General features: G+C 39.8%; 16 protein-coding genes, 5 pseudogenes and 1 other annotated feature. Of the genes and pseudogenes, 11 read left to right on the top strand and 10 right to left on the bottom strand.

Features of this window, described 5'->3' with window-relative positions:
- Window positions 1-69: 69 nt before the first annotated feature.
- The 5 genes and pseudogenes from HHA42_RS12100 to HHA42_RS12080 form a co-directional block, all read right to left on the bottom strand.
- A pseudogene (locus HHA42_RS12100) lies at window positions 70-384 on the bottom strand (Y-family DNA polymerase); the annotation flags it as partial.
- Between the two features lie 14 nt (window positions 385-398).
- The gene (locus HHA42_RS12095) at window positions 399-1,025 is read right to left on the bottom strand and encodes a S24 family peptidase (protein WP_000038641.1); all 627 of its coding nucleotides are present in this window, start codon (window positions 1,023-1,025) and stop codon (window positions 399-401) included.
- A 111-nt stretch (window positions 1,026-1,136) separates the two neighbouring features.
- Complete coding sequence (locus HHA42_RS12090; RefSeq protein ID WP_002046584.1) at window positions 1,137-1,778, bottom strand: SOS response-associated peptidase family protein; 642 nt, start codon at window positions 1,776-1,778, stop codon at window positions 1,137-1,139.
- 246 nt (window positions 1,779-2,024) lie between these two features.
- The gene (locus tag HHA42_RS12085; protein ID WP_150378256.1) at window positions 2,025-3,131 is read right to left on the bottom strand and encodes an ImmA/IrrE family metallo-endopeptidase; all 1,107 of its coding nucleotides are present in this window, start codon (window positions 3,129-3,131) and stop codon (window positions 2,025-2,027) included.
- 12 nt (window positions 3,132-3,143) lie between these two features.
- Window positions 3,144-3,854: a hypothetical protein gene (locus tag HHA42_RS12080; RefSeq protein ID WP_001052588.1), complete on the bottom strand. Its 711-nt coding sequence runs from the start codon at window positions 3,852-3,854 to the stop codon at window positions 3,144-3,146.
- An 857-nt stretch (window positions 3,855-4,711) separates the two neighbouring features.
- On the opposite strand from HHA42_RS12080, the gene HHA42_RS12075 reads away from it, so the two are divergent.
- The 3 genes from HHA42_RS12075 to HHA42_RS12065 all read left to right on the top strand — a co-directional run bounded on the left by HHA42_RS12075 (window position 4,712) and on the right by HHA42_RS12065 (window position 7,273).
- Entirely contained in the window at window positions 4,712-5,425 is a 714-nt protein-coding gene (locus HHA42_RS12075) for a hypothetical protein (protein WP_001986287.1), read from the top strand.
- Between the two features lie 393 nt (window positions 5,426-5,818).
- A complete protein-coding gene (locus tag HHA42_RS12070) occupies window positions 5,819-7,018 on the top strand; it encodes an integrase arm-type DNA-binding domain-containing protein (RefSeq protein WP_000059658.1) in 1,200 nt (399 codons plus the stop codon).
- Window positions 7,019-7,051: 33 nt separating this feature from the next.
- Window positions 7,052-7,273: a hypothetical protein gene (locus HHA42_RS12065; protein ID WP_001986288.1), complete on the top strand. Its 222-nt coding sequence runs from the start codon at window positions 7,052-7,054 to the stop codon at window positions 7,271-7,273.
- A 252-nt stretch (window positions 7,274-7,525) separates the two neighbouring features.
- Here the strand turns inward: HHA42_RS12065 and HHA42_RS12060 are convergent, their stop codons facing one another.
- Window positions 7,526-7,777: a hypothetical protein gene (locus HHA42_RS12060; protein ID WP_004658363.1), complete on the bottom strand. Its 252-nt coding sequence runs from the start codon at window positions 7,775-7,777 to the stop codon at window positions 7,526-7,528.
- A gap of 194 nt (window positions 7,778-7,971) precedes the next feature.
- Between HHA42_RS12060 and HHA42_RS12055 the strand changes: the two genes are divergently transcribed.
- On the top strand, window positions 7,972-8,193 hold the full coding sequence (locus tag HHA42_RS12055; protein WP_004658364.1) for a helix-turn-helix transcriptional regulator: 222 nt from the start codon (window positions 7,972-7,974) through the stop codon (window positions 8,191-8,193).
- 251 nt (window positions 8,194-8,444) lie between these two features.
- Window positions 8,445-9,098 (top strand): annotated as a pseudogene (locus HHA42_RS12050) (IS5 family transposase).
- Between the two features lie 245 nt (window positions 9,099-9,343).
- Here the strand turns inward: HHA42_RS12050 and cadR are convergent.
- Window positions 9,344-9,751, bottom strand: coding sequence for a Cd(II)/Pb(II)-responsive transcriptional regulator (cadR, locus tag HHA42_RS12045; RefSeq protein WP_001219642.1), 408 nt, complete (start codon window positions 9,749-9,751; stop codon window positions 9,344-9,346).
- 95 nt (window positions 9,752-9,846) lie between these two features.
- Here cadR and HHA42_RS12040 point away from each other — a divergent pair, with 95 nt between their 5' ends.
- Window positions 9,847-10,743 carry a cation transporter gene (locus tag HHA42_RS12040; RefSeq protein ID WP_150378257.1) on the top strand — a complete coding sequence of 299 codons (897 nt, stop codon included), beginning with the start codon at window positions 9,847-9,849 and terminating at the stop codon, window positions 10,741-10,743.
- 3 nt (window positions 10,744-10,746) lie between these two features.
- Complete coding sequence (lspA, locus tag HHA42_RS12035; protein WP_150378258.1) at window positions 10,747-11,259, top strand: signal peptidase II; 513 nt, start codon at window positions 10,747-10,749, stop codon at window positions 11,257-11,259.
- A 49-nt stretch (window positions 11,260-11,308) separates the two neighbouring features.
- On the opposite strand, the pseudogene HHA42_RS12030 reads toward lspA, so the two are convergent.
- Window positions 11,309-11,794: pseudogene (locus HHA42_RS12030) on the bottom strand (IS3 family transposase); the annotation flags it as partial.
- Window positions 11,795-11,899: 105 nt separating this feature from the next.
- On the opposite strand from HHA42_RS12030, the gene HHA42_RS12025 reads away from it, so the two are divergent.
- Complete coding sequence (locus HHA42_RS12025) at window positions 11,900-12,445, top strand: DNA-binding protein (protein ID WP_127800924.1); 546 nt, start codon at window positions 11,900-11,902, stop codon at window positions 12,443-12,445.
- Window positions 12,446-12,495: 50 nt separating this feature from the next.
- Here HHA42_RS12025 and HHA42_RS12020 read toward each other — a convergent pair.
- A pseudogene (locus HHA42_RS12020) lies at window positions 12,496-12,750 on the bottom strand (transposase); the annotation flags it as partial.
- Between the two features lie 165 nt (window positions 12,751-12,915).
- Between HHA42_RS12020 and HHA42_RS12015 the strand changes: the two are divergent.
- From HHA42_RS12015 to HHA42_RS12005, 3 genes and pseudogenes are all read left to right on the top strand, one after another.
- Window positions 12,916-13,206 carry a type II toxin-antitoxin system HigB family toxin gene (locus HHA42_RS12015; RefSeq protein WP_016165531.1) on the top strand — a complete coding sequence of 97 codons (291 nt, stop codon included), beginning with the start codon at window positions 12,916-12,918 and terminating at the stop codon, window positions 13,204-13,206.
- A 1-nt stretch (window position 13,207) separates the two neighbouring features.
- Window positions 13,208-13,609, top strand: a complete 402-nt coding sequence (locus HHA42_RS12010; protein WP_035268402.1) for a helix-turn-helix domain-containing protein — start codon at window positions 13,208-13,210, stop codon at window positions 13,607-13,609.
- 138 nt (window positions 13,610-13,747) lie between these two features.
- Window positions 13,748-14,296 (top strand): annotated as a pseudogene (locus HHA42_RS12005) (IS3 family transposase); the annotation flags it as partial.
- Window positions 14,036-14,152: a sequence feature (AL1L pseudoknot), on the top strand. Its footprint overlaps the pseudogene before it by 117 nt.
- Here the strand turns inward: HHA42_RS12005 and HHA42_RS12000 are convergent.
- Window positions 14,227-15,144: IS66 family transposase (locus HHA42_RS12000; RefSeq protein ID WP_252726326.1), on the bottom strand; the 918-nt coding region annotated here is incomplete at its 5' end. The pseudogene HHA42_RS12005 and the gene HHA42_RS12000 sit on opposite strands and share 70 nt — an antisense overlap.

The following is a 15,144-nucleotide window of genomic DNA, read 5'->3' as shown; positions in this document are numbered from 1 at the left end:
ACACCAACAACCTTATCAAGCGGATTATTGAGCATGAATTCTCAATAATTTGCTTGACGTTTCAGACGGTATCTCTTGATCTCCTGGTGCAACATAGTCCCCAAGCAGCTCCATAAAGCGCTTGGACATTTCGCCATATAAGGAGAAATTACTGGATAGCACCTGAATGTTATGTTGTTTGATTAGCTCTTTAATTTGGAATACAGGAACACCCATCTTGATGCCTAAGTCTTTCGCTTCCTGGCTTCTGGCCACGGCACAGCCGTCATTGTTGCTGAGCACAATGGTTGGGCGATCATTCAAGGCAGGATTAAACACACGCTCACACGAGACGTAGCAATTATTCACGTCGACTAACGCGAATATTTCATTTTCACTTTGCATGGTTATTCTTCTTTTTATGAGCGGTGATAAATACGCTTTAAATTAAAAGTCACCACACCCCAGATTGATATGGTCTGACTATCATCAGGAATGATGTGATTGTAATTCGAATTTTCAGCCTTCAACCAAAGTTCTGGAAGCGGATAATCTTCATCTCCAAATATTTCTTTGATTTCAGACTTGGACATCTTATTGGTGATCATCAGCCGCTTAATGGTCGAGGCATTGTCATCAATCAGGGCAACCACGATATCGTAATGCTTGGCTTCAATACTGCGATCAATAATGATTGGATCATTAATCTCTAGGCCAGCATCGAGCATGGATTCACTGTCTACATAGGCAATAAAAGTAGAAATAGGGTTGTGAATCAGGAACTCATTCAGATCGAGTGCTTTGTCTTGCTCATCCTTGGTGCTGAAGGCCGGACCTGCAGGAATACGCTCTAAAGAGACGGGAATAGATACTTTGGATTTGGGTAGGACAGCAGTAAGCCCTAATTTTTCAACAAGCTCATTTTGAACAGCGATTTGTTCAAGCACGGTGTTGATGGTAGGACTTGGTTTACCCTCTGGACCCATGAGCTCTTGTAAAGATGACCATGCGTCGTCAGAGAAGTAAATAGGCAACTTCTTAGACATGAGATACTCCTACGCTACGAGGCGTGTTTGGAAGTAGAATTTGTTTAAATAGGATATTACTAACAGCGTTTAAAATTCAAATTTAAAAAGTTGTGGATAAACAAGGATGCGTCAGAATAAGACGTTTTGTTTCTGCTCATCGCGTGGAAATGTGACGAATTCATCGGGCATTTGAAAGAAATATTCATGCGCATGTTCATGATCGGCTGTTAGCCAGTCTTTTCTGTACTGTTCTGGAATAACGATAATGGATCGCTTCTCATCCTTCGGTGCATGGAATTGTTTCATAAAAGGGTGATGGTCCGAATTGATGGTCAACATTGAAAAGGAACGTACCTTATTGCCATTAATCACTGCATCATCATAGATCCCTGCAACAGTAAAAGGCTGATCATCTTTACGCTTGATGGTGTACCAGTGTGGCTTGCCATTGATGTATTTCGGCTCATAAAATTCTTGTACTGGGACTAGGCAGAACTTGCTGTACTTCCAAGCATGTCGAAAGCTAGGCTTATCTGCTACAGACTCAGTTCTGGCGTTATAAGTATGACTGCTGAACTTCAATTCTTTCGCCCAGCTCGGTAGTAATCCAAACTTTGCAATATCAAGCTCTAAGTGATCTGAGCCGTTCAGAATGATTGGAGCATGATAGGAAGGGAATACATGATCCTTAAGCTCAAGATCAAACTGGCTTGTATCGACACCTAAGAGTGTCAAATTTCTTTTATTTGGAAATAGGTAATTTGAGCACATAGCCTGATCACATAACTAAAGAATTTATCTGAAATTGTATACGATGCTTTATGGAACACATGGGATTTATGGTGTCAGTTCAAGTAGGCTATATGAAAAAAGTCATGATGGGGCAAGTTACATTTTCAGTTAAAGTATGACTTATGGGATGCAAAACTACGTTGGGCGTGAAGTCATAAAAAAATTAATCAGGATTTTGCATAAATAGTGCGCCGTAAGGCGCATTATTTTTAAGGAAGGTTTGTATTACTCGACAATATATAACTTATGTTTTTTCTTCGGGGGCTCAACTTTAGCTAAAGCATCAAATGTTAATTGATTAAAATCTTCTTCAGAGATTCCAATTTCATCAAGCATTTTATTTTTATCAAAAGATGGTTGTGAGGCTAAAACAGAGATAATTTTGGGCAACATCAAACTCTCATCTCGATGAGTTTCTTCAGGTTCATTAATGTTGTAGCCCAACGAATTGATCTTTATAGAGTTACTACGATTAACCCAATCACTAACTAAGCCCAGCTTGTGAGCTTTATAGTTAATAGCCTTCAGGGATGTTCGCCAAATCTTTTTATACTCAATCATATTTTCTAGTGAAAAATAGCGTGGAGCAGTAGAAAGAAATGCATCTGTTGGCATTAAAAATTCAGATGAAAATTGATCCGCTTCAGTTTCGAGAACACGATTATCTTTCTCGACACGAATTTTTTTGTTATGCGTATGCATAACGGTATGACCAAGTTCGTGTGCACAATCGAAGCGGGCTCTTTCGGCAGACTTAAATGTATTTAGAAATATGAAAGGGCTACCACTTTCATCATCAAAAAAAGATAGTGCATCAATTTCTCGAATTTCAGTCGGTAATCTAAAGACACGGATTCCCTTTAGCTCACACAACGAAACAATGTTATTAATAGGTTGATTACCTAAAGCCCATAAACCTCTCAACTCTGACGCTAGGTGATCGGCATACTTAGATTCACCCAAAAACTCAGTAATATCTAAATCAGGACGGTGAAAAGTAGGTAACTTTACTTTCTGATTTAAGTACTTGTTAATATTTATTGCTAAAAGAGTATATGCCTCATTAGCTTTTCTATGCTGTGCTTTAATACGAGCAACCGATCTATAGAAGATTTGGTCTGTTTCATGTGGTTGTGTGTCATTACCTGCAAAGAATGACTTGGGTAAATTTAATACACGGCATATATCATCTTGATCATTTTCATTGATTTCTTTATCCACGTCTAAAAGTTGCTTTACCTTAGAGATAGAGCAACTCAATTTTTCTGCGAAATCGGTATTGCTAAGTCCTCGTAATTCTTTAGCAATACGTAAACGATCTTTATTAAACACATTAACCTCAGATTAAACTACAAGCTGAATATCAAAATCATCTGGTTTAATTTCATTAGATGGTTCCAATACTGGCTTAGGATCAGTTTTTACAGGAACTGTATTATCTATTTCAAATGCAATTCTGCAAGTATGGTCACTTGGTAAAATTGAAATTTTTTTCGCTTTTAAGTCCTGTACGAAGCTAGTTGGGTATGCAAATTCAAAAGGAATATTTGGGATATCAATGTCTTTATAGGCTGGATGTGATGCTGAAGGAAAGTATAAAATCCATGTTCTCAATTTTGTCTCATCATCATAAGCAGACTGATTCTCCTTAATATTATTTAATGTCATTAATCCTTTTTCACAGTGTGCTGATACAACTTGATCAGCTAACCCCAATGCAATATTCCCGCTCATAAAGATAATTTGTATTTTCTTTACTGTATTCTCAATTCTTGGCTGGCTGTCATTGTGGAATATCCAAGCAGGATCAGATTGTCGAAGCAGTAAAGCAATCTGTTCTCCAATTTTTCCCCATCGTGCAATAAAGCGTGCACGGTTATAGTGAGTATTTGTTCTATAGTCAGCATCACCGATCATAATTGCGTTTCTGACTAACTCGAGATCAGGTAATCCTAACTGTTTAGCTTTTTTGATAGCATTTTCACCTTTGAAAAAATCACATGGCGTGGGTTCAGAAGGTTGGATTGATTCTTCATCAAGGAGATTTAAATTCATCTTAAAAGTTATCCTAAAGTAGCGAATGTCTTTTTTATAACATCTTTTAATGTTTTAAAAAAGATATTTTTATAAATGTGTGCTATCTTCACTTACAACTTGATAATAAGAATTTTGGAGAAGAGACGTTGAGTAACTTATTCATTAATCATAAAAATTGTCCTGAATGCGGTGGCCGTATCAAAGGCTATTATTACTACTGTGGGCAGTGTGGTAGTCAAAATGTTGTAAACTGGAAGCACACGGGGATATTTTTGTTGATTGCTGGAAAGATTTTTCTGGTTGCTATGCTTTTTTTGCTAAAAAATTTTGTTCAAATCCATTTTTTTCACAAGTTTCATTGTGCTAATTTTTTAAATAATTCATAGAGGTTGATAGTAAAATGAAAGTTAAAGATTTAATTAAATAATTAGAAGAGTTTGATCTGGAATTAGATGTTTTAATTGCTAATGAAGAGAACAAAATCATTGGCATAAAAACCCTAGCCCGATTCTTTGAAATAAGCTATGTTTCTTTTGTTCATCCAGAGACACAAAGAAATGATATGGAAAGAAATGTTGAATTTACCTTTTTAGGAATGTCGACTAAAGACTCTAGAGTTATTGTTTTTATTGACGTTGTTCCATAATTTTCAAGTAGTCAAAATGAGTATACAATATTCATGTGATGCAAGAAGATACAACTGGATAGGATGGGCCCATAAGTATTTGAAGCTGCCTCGTGTATGATCATGGGGACTGTCCAAACAAACGGCTTTTGAGAGTGCTGCCTGATACGAAAAATAATATCCAAGAGATGCTAGCGGTAAATTTAGTGTAAAATTTAATGCTAGCCATCATTAAAACTTATTTAAAAATATGAAGTTATATCGCACAGATTGGAATATGTTTCCTAAAACGGTTATTGACCGTGGTCTTGGAGATGCAACCTCTCATTACATGTATGAAGCTGCTAAAGCAGGGGATGTTGAAAGTGCGTATATTTTAGCTAAAGATTTAGTTTCGGATGAGGCGATTGCTGAACTAGAAAGAATTATCGATGGTCGGGAAACTATTATAGTACCTGTACATGCTGAGGAAGCAGTCGGTCGTAATATGATTCCTTTAGCTACTTCAGCAGTTATAGCAAAGAAACTTGGGCTTGAAGTTGATACGAATATAGTTCAAGCTATAAAAGTATCAAGAACTGGCGGTGATGGGTGGCATAGATTAGCCAACCCACCAGCATTTGATGGGACAATAAACAATGATAAATGTGTTATTATTGTTGATGATACCCAGACCCAAGGTGGTACTTTTGCAGCATTAAAAGGTCATATTGAAACAACTGGGACGAATAAAGTTATTGGAGCATATGCACTGACGGGTAAACAATACTCATCACAATTAGCTCTAAGTAAAGAAACTCTTCAGCAATTGAGGGATGTATATGGTAATCTTGAAGCATGGTGGAAATCGATTTACGGGTACGATTTCGAAAGGCTCACAGAGTGGGAAGCAAAGTATATCCTCAACTCTCGTAAAACAGCTGACGAAGTCCGAGATAGAATCATTGCGTCAAAACAAACGTGATGCTTATGCACTTATGATGAAAATGAATTAATTATTATTTAATTAAGTTAAAAGACTGCTATATAGCGGTCTTTTTTGTTTTTGAGCTCTACAAATTTTAATGAGTACATATAGTTACTTTTATAAAAATGATAATAAAGGGTAGAGGAGGTCATCTAAGAATTTAAAGCACAAGACTTATTTAACATTGATGACAGAAAAAGTGAGTTGTTGGGAACTTAAAGAAGAGGTGGTACTTATAATGGTTACTAAAATACAAATACTTAAAATATTAAATATATAAAACAATATATTACAAATATATATGATGCGTAGTGTACGCATCATATATATTTTCTTCTATTTTGATATAATGGATCTCGTCAATCCGCTGATAGGTTTCATTTAAATTTCATGAGTCTTACTGAAATTAAAGTTCGCCAAGCTCATTGCAAGGAAAAAACTTGTTTTTTATCCGATGAAGATGGACTTAGCCTGAAGATTGAGCCGACTGGAAGAAAATCTTGGTGCTATCGCTATACAGATCCACAAACAAAAAAACGTCGCCGCATTCAGTTGGGGCTTTATCCTGATTTATCGCTGAAAAAGGCACGACAAGTCAAAGATGACTTTAAAGACAATAATTATTGTTTTGAGCATGATACTGTCTCTAATGTCATCACCTTTCGTAAGGTAGGGGAGGAGTGGCTGCAGTTCAAACTGAAAAATGCATTTAATGATTCACCCCGCTGCGGTGTACTACAGTTAGCAGAAAGATGTTTACAGCAAGATATTTATCCAGACCTTCAGGATTTACCTTTTCAAAACATCAAGCGTTATGACCTGGTTTCAGTAATCAAAAAAATAGAGGGACGCCAAGTAAAAGAACCTGTCAAGAAAGCTTGTAGTTATTTGAACCAAATTTATGACTACGCTGTAGCGATGGGTTATTGTGAATTCAACATCGCGCATGGTTTAAATAAAATCGCCATTAACAGTAAAATCAAGAAGAATTATCCGTATTTGAAAGCGGAGGATATATCAGATTTTAAGAAAAATTTATTAAAATTGGATGCCCATCCGATTATTAAAAAAGCACTGCTGTTCAAATTACATACTGGCGTGCGAGGGGCTGAATTGTTATTGGCTGAGCCTCATCATTTTGATTTAAATGAAAAAATCTGGAAAATACCTGCCTTGCATATTAAACAGTTTCGACGAAAAGTCATATTAGGCCATGAGATTCCCGACTTCTTAGTTCCACTTTCAGATCAGGCTTTAGATATTTTAAAAGACGTCATGCAATGGTCATACGGTGAAAAGTACATTTTTGCTAGCCCACGGAAACATAATCAACCGATTCATTTTAATACATTAAATATGGCTATACGTAAGATGGGCTATGGAAAACATCAATTATCCTCTCATGGACTACGTTCCACTTTTAGTACCATTTTGAATGACTCAGGTTTGTTCCAGGATAACTGGATTGAGGCACAACTTTCACATATTGATAAGAACCGTACCCGTGCCAGCTATAATCACGCTGACTATTTAGCCCAGCGGACTGAAATGATGCAGTGGTGGGGTGATTATTTAAGTACTGCTAAGTGAAAATCGTACTTTTATACATAGACTTAAAACATTATGGGGTTTCAAATGGATAGTAAACAATATACTTGCCGTGTTACATGGTCAGCAGAATATAATGAGTATGTTGGGTTGTGTGCTGAGTTTCCATCATTGTCTTGGCTTGATGCGGATCAGTCTAAAGCATTCTCAGGAATAGAGGAGCTCGTTGCTGATGTTGTCGCTGATATGATTAGCAATAATGAAAAAGTTCCTACACCACTCTCCGGGAAAATATAGTAGGCAGTTTGTTGTCCTTGTTCTCAGTGGTTCAACAAAAACTAGCCCTCGAAGCCGCAGAACGTGGCGTGGACATAAATTGTTTAGTATCAGTAAAAAGAGCGATGTAATTTTAGTACGAGTGAGTGATAGAGCAGGAACCTATGCTTCATATATTCAGTAAATGGTATGTTTTTGAATTAATAGGTATTTTTAAATAAAGCTTTCTTTGATTTAGTGCTTTTTATTTAATAAATTAATTTTAAAAACAACTTAGGCTAATTGATAAACACTATCTGGAAAGATTAAAAGAAAATATTTTTTAATTTCTGCTAATTCATTTAAGGCAGGTTCCCTTTCAAGCAGTTGAAATGTCCAAATAAGTACAGCCTGATGATTATCATAGCAAGTATTTACTCCAAGAAAATTAGCCATTCCATAACTTCTATTGATGTTCATTTCTTTAATTAATTGATTTCCTAAGTCACGAGCTTGCTGGCTGATCAATAACTCATTTGGTAACACGGCGGTCATCTCCACAAAATAATCTAATGCAGGTTCAATCCTTATATTTAAAAAGTTATAATTTAGTTGAAATGGATAAAATATACTTTCTATAAGTTGTAATAACCTGCTGTAGGTTAATTTTAGCAAAGTATTACTCAGTCAACAACTTCAAATAACCCACAGCAAGTTATTTTTTGTAAATTAATTTAAATATGATTACTTGTAAGTTATCTAGCCTCATGGGCGATAGAAAAATTTTAAAATTAAGTGAAGTGGTGCATGCAACAGGTATCAATCGCAACACGCTCACAAGTATGTATTATGACCGTGCTGTACGTATTGAATTACCAGTCGCCGATAAGTTGTGTAAGTACTTTAACTGTACGATGAATGATTTGTTTGAGTTTAAGGAAGAAGTTGAAGAAAAAGATTAACTTAATACTTCGTTTGATAAGTTTTTCGAAGAAAAAGACTAGCCAATACTTAGTTTGATAAGTTTTTCTCTGCAGATCTAATATTGAATTTTATAAAATATCATTACAAACAGATACTAATTTCATTACTTCTAAAATGAAATCAATCGAATGGTAGAGTTTTTTTGCTATTTGCATTTTAAGGTGGGATTTTGAGGCCTTGTTGCGCAAACCTACCGATAAGGTCTTATACAGCAATAGCCTACACCTAAATTTATCGTACACCGAATTGGTCATCCTACAATCATGCTTTGATCAATCATGGTAATTTTACAATTTGGTTTGATACTAAGATTCAATGATATTCGCAGTCACAAGGAAAACATGGTCGAAATCAAACTTATTCTGACATAGCCATTCAGTGCTATCTCATGATTAAATCCTTATTTCGTCTTTCTGTATGCATGGTGACTGGCTTTGTCCAAAGCTTGATTAAACTTTGCGGATTAGATTGGACAGCTCTGGATTATTCAACCATTCGCAGAAGACAAAAGCATATTGATATTCAAATTAGCTATGAAAAGAGTTGCAATGGACTGCATCTACTCGTTGATTCCACGGATTTGAAGTTCTTAGGTGAAGGTGAATGGAAACGTAAAAAGCATTAGCCGAAATATCGTCGCCAATGGCGTAAACTTCATATTGGTATAGATACTAAAACCCTGCTAGGTAGAACACTATGGAAAAAATGGTCAGGCTATCATCGCCGAAGTTTGGTCGAAACAAAGATGCACTGCATCAAATTATTAGGCGATAAATTAATGGCAAGAAGCTTTCCTAGTCAGATGAGTGAAATTCATGCTCGCGTAGCAGTCCTCAACAGATTTATGGAATTAGGCCGACCTAATACCCGAGTTGTAACTTAAATTTGAGTTGCTTAGGAAAACTCAATCTTTAAAGGCTTTATGCAACAAAGAACTTCGAAATTGATTTATGGATTATGAGCACCCTAAGGGCTTATAATTCAAAATATTTTCAATTATGGGGTGGTGAATTTTGGATAAGGTGAAAGCAAAAAAAATAGGGTAAGCGGATTAAATGGTTGATCTTACCTTTGCATGAGAGTGAGGCAAACCGGCATCTCATCGGATTATCTGGTTGGCACTCCAACCTACTGCTGATGCATGCTTCCCTCGCTAATTCCAGCAAGAACCCCACACGCCTTAACTTCCCGGTCATCGTTGCAACGCGCTCTTAGTGAAACGAGTTGTTTCTCAAGCGCCTGTAGAGCGGTTATCTGCGAGCGTACATGAGAGATGTGATCATCGAGCAAGGCATTGACAGCGGTACAGGACTGATGAGGGTCGTCCTGATAGCGCTTTAGTTCGTGAATTTCTGCCAGTGACAGATCCAGGATGCGGCAGCGACGAATAAAGGCCAGCCGCTCAACGTGTTTCTCGGTATAGACACGGTAACCGTTCTCCTGCCGACCAGGCGGCGGCAACAAGCCCTGCCGTTCGTAGAAGCGGATCGTCTGTGTATCTACCCCTACTGACTGTGCCAACTGACCAATACGCATCGGGTTCCTCCGCAACGGATTCTCTACGCTATTGACATTATAGCTACTATATAGTTTTAAATGAAAACCCGATCACATTCAAGTGGAGTCATATCATGAGTAAAAACTGCGGAGGCCCCTGTGGCGACCATGCAAGGCCTGCGGCGGATACCGATATGCAGGCCTCCTCCGATGCGTCGGGGGAATGGGTCAGTGTTTATGCCGTGCCGAAGATGGACTGTCCATCAGAAGAGCGCATGATTCGCCTGGCCCTGAACGGCGTTGAGGGGATTCGGGTACTGTCCTTCGACTTGTCGAACCGCCAGTTGAAGGTCGTGCATGACGGTGAGGTCGAGCCCGTCACCTCGAAACTGAAGACCTTGGGGCTAGGCGCCTCGCTTCAGGAAACCGTCGCTGCAAATCCGGAGACCATCAAGGCCGCCGAGTTTTCGGCAGCTTCTGCTAAGCAAGAATCCGGGACCCTGCGCTGGTTGCTCGGCATCAATGCACTTCTGTTCGTGGTGGAAATGACTGCCGGTCTGATCGCCCGGTCCACCGGCCTGATTGGAGAATCCCTGGACAATTTTGCCGATGCGGCGGTGTACGGGCTTGCCCTTTATGCGGTTGGACATAGCGTGAAAATGCAGGTACGTGCCGCGCATCTTGCTGGTGTACTGCAACTGATCTTGGCTGTGGGCGTACTCATAGAGGTGGTGAGACGCTTTGTATTCGGTAGTGAGCCTGAATCGCTGGTGATGATGGCTATCGCATTCGTCGCATTGATTGCCAATACCAGTTGTCTGCTGCTCATATCCAAACATCGGGAGGGCGGGGCGCACATGAAGGCAAGCTGGATATTCTCGGCCAACGACGTGGTGATCAACCTGGGGGTCATCACCGCCGGCGCTCTGGTCGCGTGGACCGGGTCCAATTATCCGGATCTGATTATCGGCACCATCGCGGGGGTAATTGTACTTAACGGTGCTAGACGCATTCTGGCGCTCAAGGATTAAGCAATGTCCATTTTTGGCAAACATCTGTCACCGTACGCTATGTTGTCCATATCGGGCCTGCTGGCAGCGTCTGATCAGGCCGTAAAATGGCTGGTGCAACAATCAATGGCATATGGCGAGTCTATTTCAGTGACCTCATTCTTTAACTGGGTACACGTATGGAATACCGGTGCCGCATTCAGTCTTTTTGCGAATGGTGGAGGCTGGCAGCGCTACTTTTTTATCGGAATCGCGGTAGTGGTCTCGATTTTTCTGATCAAGCTGATCCTTGAAAATCGTCATAAAGGAGAAGCCATCGCTTACAGTCTTATCCTCGGTGGCGCCATGGGCAACCTGATTGACCGGGTCTTTCGCGGCTATGTTGTGGATTCCTTTGATTTCTATTGGCGAGACTGGCATTGGCCGGCCTTCAACCTGGCTGATATTGCAATTGTCCTCGGTGCCTTACTTTTAGTTTCCAGCAGCTTGTTGGGTAAAAAAGCAAACACCAATGCTGAGTCGGATGGATCTGACTGACACCTACGCCTTGAACCGTACCGGGTTTGTCGGAGACTTTTTATTTAAGTTAGGCCACCTGACCTAACGGATTAATCTTATCATAGTAGATTGCTTCAAACTCAAAAGGTGATACATAACCCAGTGCACTATGTACACGTTCTTTATTGAACCAATCTACCCAGTTTAGTGTCGCAAGTTGTACATCTGCTAAACCTTGCCAATCTGCTTTTAAATATTCAATCACCTCTGTTTTGTATAAGCCATTCACCGTTTCAGCCAAAGCATTATCGTATGAATCACCAGTCGTACCGACTGATGCTCGTAAATTTGCTGCTTCTAAACGATTGGTATAACGAATGGAAAGATATTGCACACCTCTGTCGGAATGATGAATCACATTCTTTGGCATGCCTCGGTCATGCAATGCTTGCTCCAATGCATCGAGCACCATGTCTGTATTCATACGTGTTGATACTTTCCATCCAACAATTGCTCGTGAGAACACATCAATAATAAAGGCGGTATAGACCCAACCTGAATTGGTTTGAATATACGGGTGAGTTTTAGCTAGTCATAATTCATAAAAAATATCGATTGTGTACTGTACTGTAATGTACTAAAATACGATACAGTACAGTACACAATAGGAAGTAAACCCATGGCAATCACTAAATCAGATGTGGCAAAAGCCATCGAATCCCTTGCAGCACAAGGCTCAAACCCAACTAACGATAATATCCTTGCGGTTCTTGGTAGCGGCTCAAAGACCACTATCAACAAATACCGCAAAGAGATCCTTGAAGAGCAACTGGCGGCAGCCGTTACTACGGCAAAAACTCTGAAAGATGCGGAACTTGTTACCGTGTCACAAGTCATTGCAACCCTATTGCAAGAACGGATTGATGCAGTACAAGGCGGATATGCGGAAACAGTGCAACAACTGGAAAAGCAGCTTGCAGATACCACAGAAAAACTGGAACAGGTGCAAATCAAACTTGATGAACAGGTCAAACAAACTGATGACACCACCGACAAGCTGAAAGTCGCTCTTGCTAGTACAGATAAGGCAAAAGAAGACTACAACGCCTTGCAAGCCAAATATGAACAGCTACTCGAAAAATCAGGCTCGATCAAATATGTGGAATCACAACTCACTAATGCAAATGCACGGATAGCTGAATTAGAAAAACAGATTACAATGTAAAAAGACAAGTAACTGACGCTATGAATATCACTGATATTCGGGGCTGCTCAACCACAGAGTTTAATCAGACTTTGCACAAAGCCAGTGACCATACGTAAAGACCTACGGAATAATGATTTAATCATTAAGCAGCATTGGATAGCTGCGTCGGAGTATGTTTGATTTCGCCCTTGTTTGCCTTTTTATGGAGCATACCATTGCGTAGCAGGATCAAACCAAATGGCAATATTTCCGCGACTCATGAGTGCTCGATTATATGCGGGCCAATTGGTTGTGCGGTAGATTTTGTGTGTAGGCTTCTTCATTTGAAAATTATATCGCTGAAAAAGCCTTTACAGATAGGTGTGTGCAACAAAGCCTCTGATAATTAATAAAGCGCCATTTGGCGCTTTATTCATCCTAGCCCTTCAATATTGCAAAATGCGATAATTTGTTTATACTTGATTTATAGCAAAATGCGATAAAATGTTATGCATGTGATCACCCACGCTAGAATTATAGAAGCAATGCACAAGTGGCCACAGGCTGAAACGGCATTAGATGGTTGGTATCGAACCATAAAGGCAAACGATCCGAAAGATTTTGCTGAGATGAAACAGCTCTTTCCAGCTGTCGATAAAGTTGGAAAGTTCCATGTATTCGATATTGGCGGGAACAAGATCCGACTTATTGCCGTCGTGATGTATCAAGCAAAACGTGTGTATATTCGTCATGTCTTGTCCCATAAAGAATATGACAAAGGTCATTGGAAGGAAGGTTAGTATGAACGCGATGATTAAACAGGCCGTAGACCACTGGCACTACGTTGCACCATTGCTCAGCAAGCCAGAAAATGAAGACGACTTTCATACACTTGTTGAAGCTTTAGATGAACTTTTAGATACCGTTGGTGATGACGAATCTAATCCTTTAATGGGGCTTATTCATCAGCTTGGTGATTTGGTTTCTGATTATGAAAATGAGCATCTTCCTATGCCTAAAGGGGATGGTCGTGCTGCTTTGGCTTTTTTGATGGAGCAACATGGTTTAGGTCAGTCTGACTTAGCAGAAGTTGCAACCCAATCTGTGATTTCTGAGATTTTAAGTGGTAAACGCCAACTGAATATTCGTCATATTAAGGCATTGTCTGAGCGGTTTAATGTATCGGCAGATACGTTTTTCTAAAAGATAGGGCGCCGTGAGCCGCTCTATTAGTAATCAATTTGAATTTCTTGTTAGTCTTGATATTTCAATTTAGCTTTGTTGCACAAACTGAACCGTACCGGGTTTGTCGGAGACCAACTTTCTTGAGAGAATGTTCCAATGACAAAACCAAAATATACCCCTGAAATCAGAGAAAGAGCGGTTCAATTATTGATTGAATCTGAAAAAGATTATCCTTCTACTTGGGCTGCAATCACAGCTATTGCACCTGAGCAGCATGCTGCGCAAGGGTTGTACTCCTGAAACATTGCGTGTTTGGTATTTAAAGCATATGGATCAACTAAATCCTGCCAAAGTACAACAGATATCTGACCAAGAAAAAATGAAGCAAATGGAACGTGAAATTAAAGAATTAAAACGTGCCAATGAAATTCTACGTAAAGCAGCCGCTTTTTTCGCCCAGGCGGAGCTCGACCGCCCACACAAATAATGGTGGATTTTATCCAGAACAATAAAGATCGATATGGTGTTGAAGCGATTTGTAGAATTTTACCGATTGCAGCTTCGACCTATTATCGGGCTTTAGATCTCGTTGATAACCCAGAACATCGAGCGAAACGTGTTCAGCATGATTTACATCATGCAGAGCAAATCAAACGTATTTGGAAAGAAAGTTTAGGTCGATATGGTGTGCGTAAGGTCTGGCAACCGTTATACCAATCGTTATCCAGATAGCGGCTTAAAGCTGGCCAACGCTTCAGAGTGTAATTGATCGCCTTGGCGGTTGGAAAACTCGATGGCACAGTCAGTTGATGTTGGTTGAGCCATTCATACAGTTGTTGCATCACCGGTTGACTATGCTGTTGTCGGTATTCGCGGCGCTGTTCTGCTGTACCATCGGTCTTTTTCCTGAGTTCTGCTTCTATGGCATACAGTTTCTGAATCAGCACTAATGCCTGTTCAGCGACCTGACTTTTTTTGGTCACATGCAGTTCATGGAATTTACGACGCGCATGCGCCATGCAGCCCACCTCAATGACCTGACCTGATTTAAAGCGTGCTTTATAACCGCTGTAATCATCACAGACCAGATGGCCCTGCCAGTCTTTCAGGAACGCTTCAGCATGCTGACCTGAACGACTATCCTGAAAGTCATAGATCACGGCTTGAACTGGATTGTACTGTGTAGTGGCATAGGCCCAGACATAACCTTTCTTCGGTTTTTTATCATTCTCACCCATCCGCATGATGGTGACCGGCGTTTCATCGGCATGGATCACCCGCTGTTGCAGCACCACCTGTTTTAAGGCATTGGCCAGGGTGCTGAGTACACGTCCAAACTGGGTAATCTTGGTGTCTTTCTTGCTGCTTTGATTCACTCTAAAGACTGAATGTTTGTCGCTGTAAAACGCTAAAGGCTTACCGTGCTGTTCGACATATAAGCGTGTTGAAATCATATAGTCAAAGGTTGATTCTGACTCACAGAAGCGTAAATGCTGCAATTTTCCTGTAGCATCATCGATAAACACCAGCAGACAGCATTTAGCAGCGCGTCC

It is taken from the genome of Acinetobacter sp. A3, from assembly GCF_012371415.1.
GTDB lineage: Bacteria > Pseudomonadota > Gammaproteobacteria > Pseudomonadales > Moraxellaceae > Acinetobacter.
This window is presented reverse-complemented; position numbering and strand designations above follow the sequence as displayed.

What these genes read in the sequence shown, in the direction of transcription:
- HHA42_RS12040 (WP_150378257.1), top strand. Translation starts at nt 9,847, where the DNA reads ATGAGTAAAAACTGCGGAGGCCCCTGTGGCGACCATGCAAGGCCTGCG.
- HHA42_RS12015 (WP_016165531.1), top strand. Translation starts at nt 12,916, where the DNA reads ATGCATGTGATCACCCACGCTAGAATTATAGAAGCAATGCACAAGTGG.
- HHA42_RS12095 (WP_000038641.1), bottom strand. Translation starts at nt 1,025, where the DNA reads ATGTCTAAGAAGTTGCCTATTTACTTCTCTGACGACGCATGGTCATCT.
- HHA42_RS12055 (WP_004658364.1), top strand. Translation starts at nt 7,972, where the DNA reads ATGATTACTTGTAAGTTATCTAGCCTCATGGGCGATAGAAAAATTTTA.
- HHA42_RS12075 (WP_001986287.1), top strand. Translation starts at nt 4,712, where the DNA reads ATGAAGTTATATCGCACAGATTGGAATATGTTTCCTAAAACGGTTATT.
- HHA42_RS12080 (WP_001052588.1), bottom strand. Translation starts at nt 3,854, where the DNA reads ATGAATTTAAATCTCCTTGATGAAGAATCAATCCAACCTTCTGAACCC.
- lspA (WP_150378258.1), top strand. Translation starts at nt 10,747, where the DNA reads ATGTCCATTTTTGGCAAACATCTGTCACCGTACGCTATGTTGTCCATA.
- HHA42_RS12025 (WP_127800924.1), top strand. Translation starts at nt 11,900, where the DNA reads ATGGCAATCACTAAATCAGATGTGGCAAAAGCCATCGAATCCCTTGCA.
- HHA42_RS12010 (WP_035268402.1), top strand. Translation starts at nt 13,208, where the DNA reads ATGAACGCGATGATTAAACAGGCCGTAGACCACTGGCACTACGTTGCA.
- HHA42_RS12065 (WP_001986288.1), top strand. Translation starts at nt 7,052, where the DNA reads ATGGGGTTTCAAATGGATAGTAAACAATATACTTGCCGTGTTACATGG.
- HHA42_RS12070 (WP_000059658.1), top strand. Translation starts at nt 5,819, where the DNA reads ATGAGTCTTACTGAAATTAAAGTTCGCCAAGCTCATTGCAAGGAAAAA.
- HHA42_RS12090 (WP_002046584.1), bottom strand. Translation starts at nt 1,778, where the DNA reads ATGTGCTCAAATTACCTATTTCCAAATAAAAGAAATTTGACACTCTTA.
- cadR (WP_001219642.1), bottom strand. Translation starts at nt 9,751, where the DNA reads ATGCGTATTGGTCAGTTGGCACAGTCAGTAGGGGTAGATACACAGACG.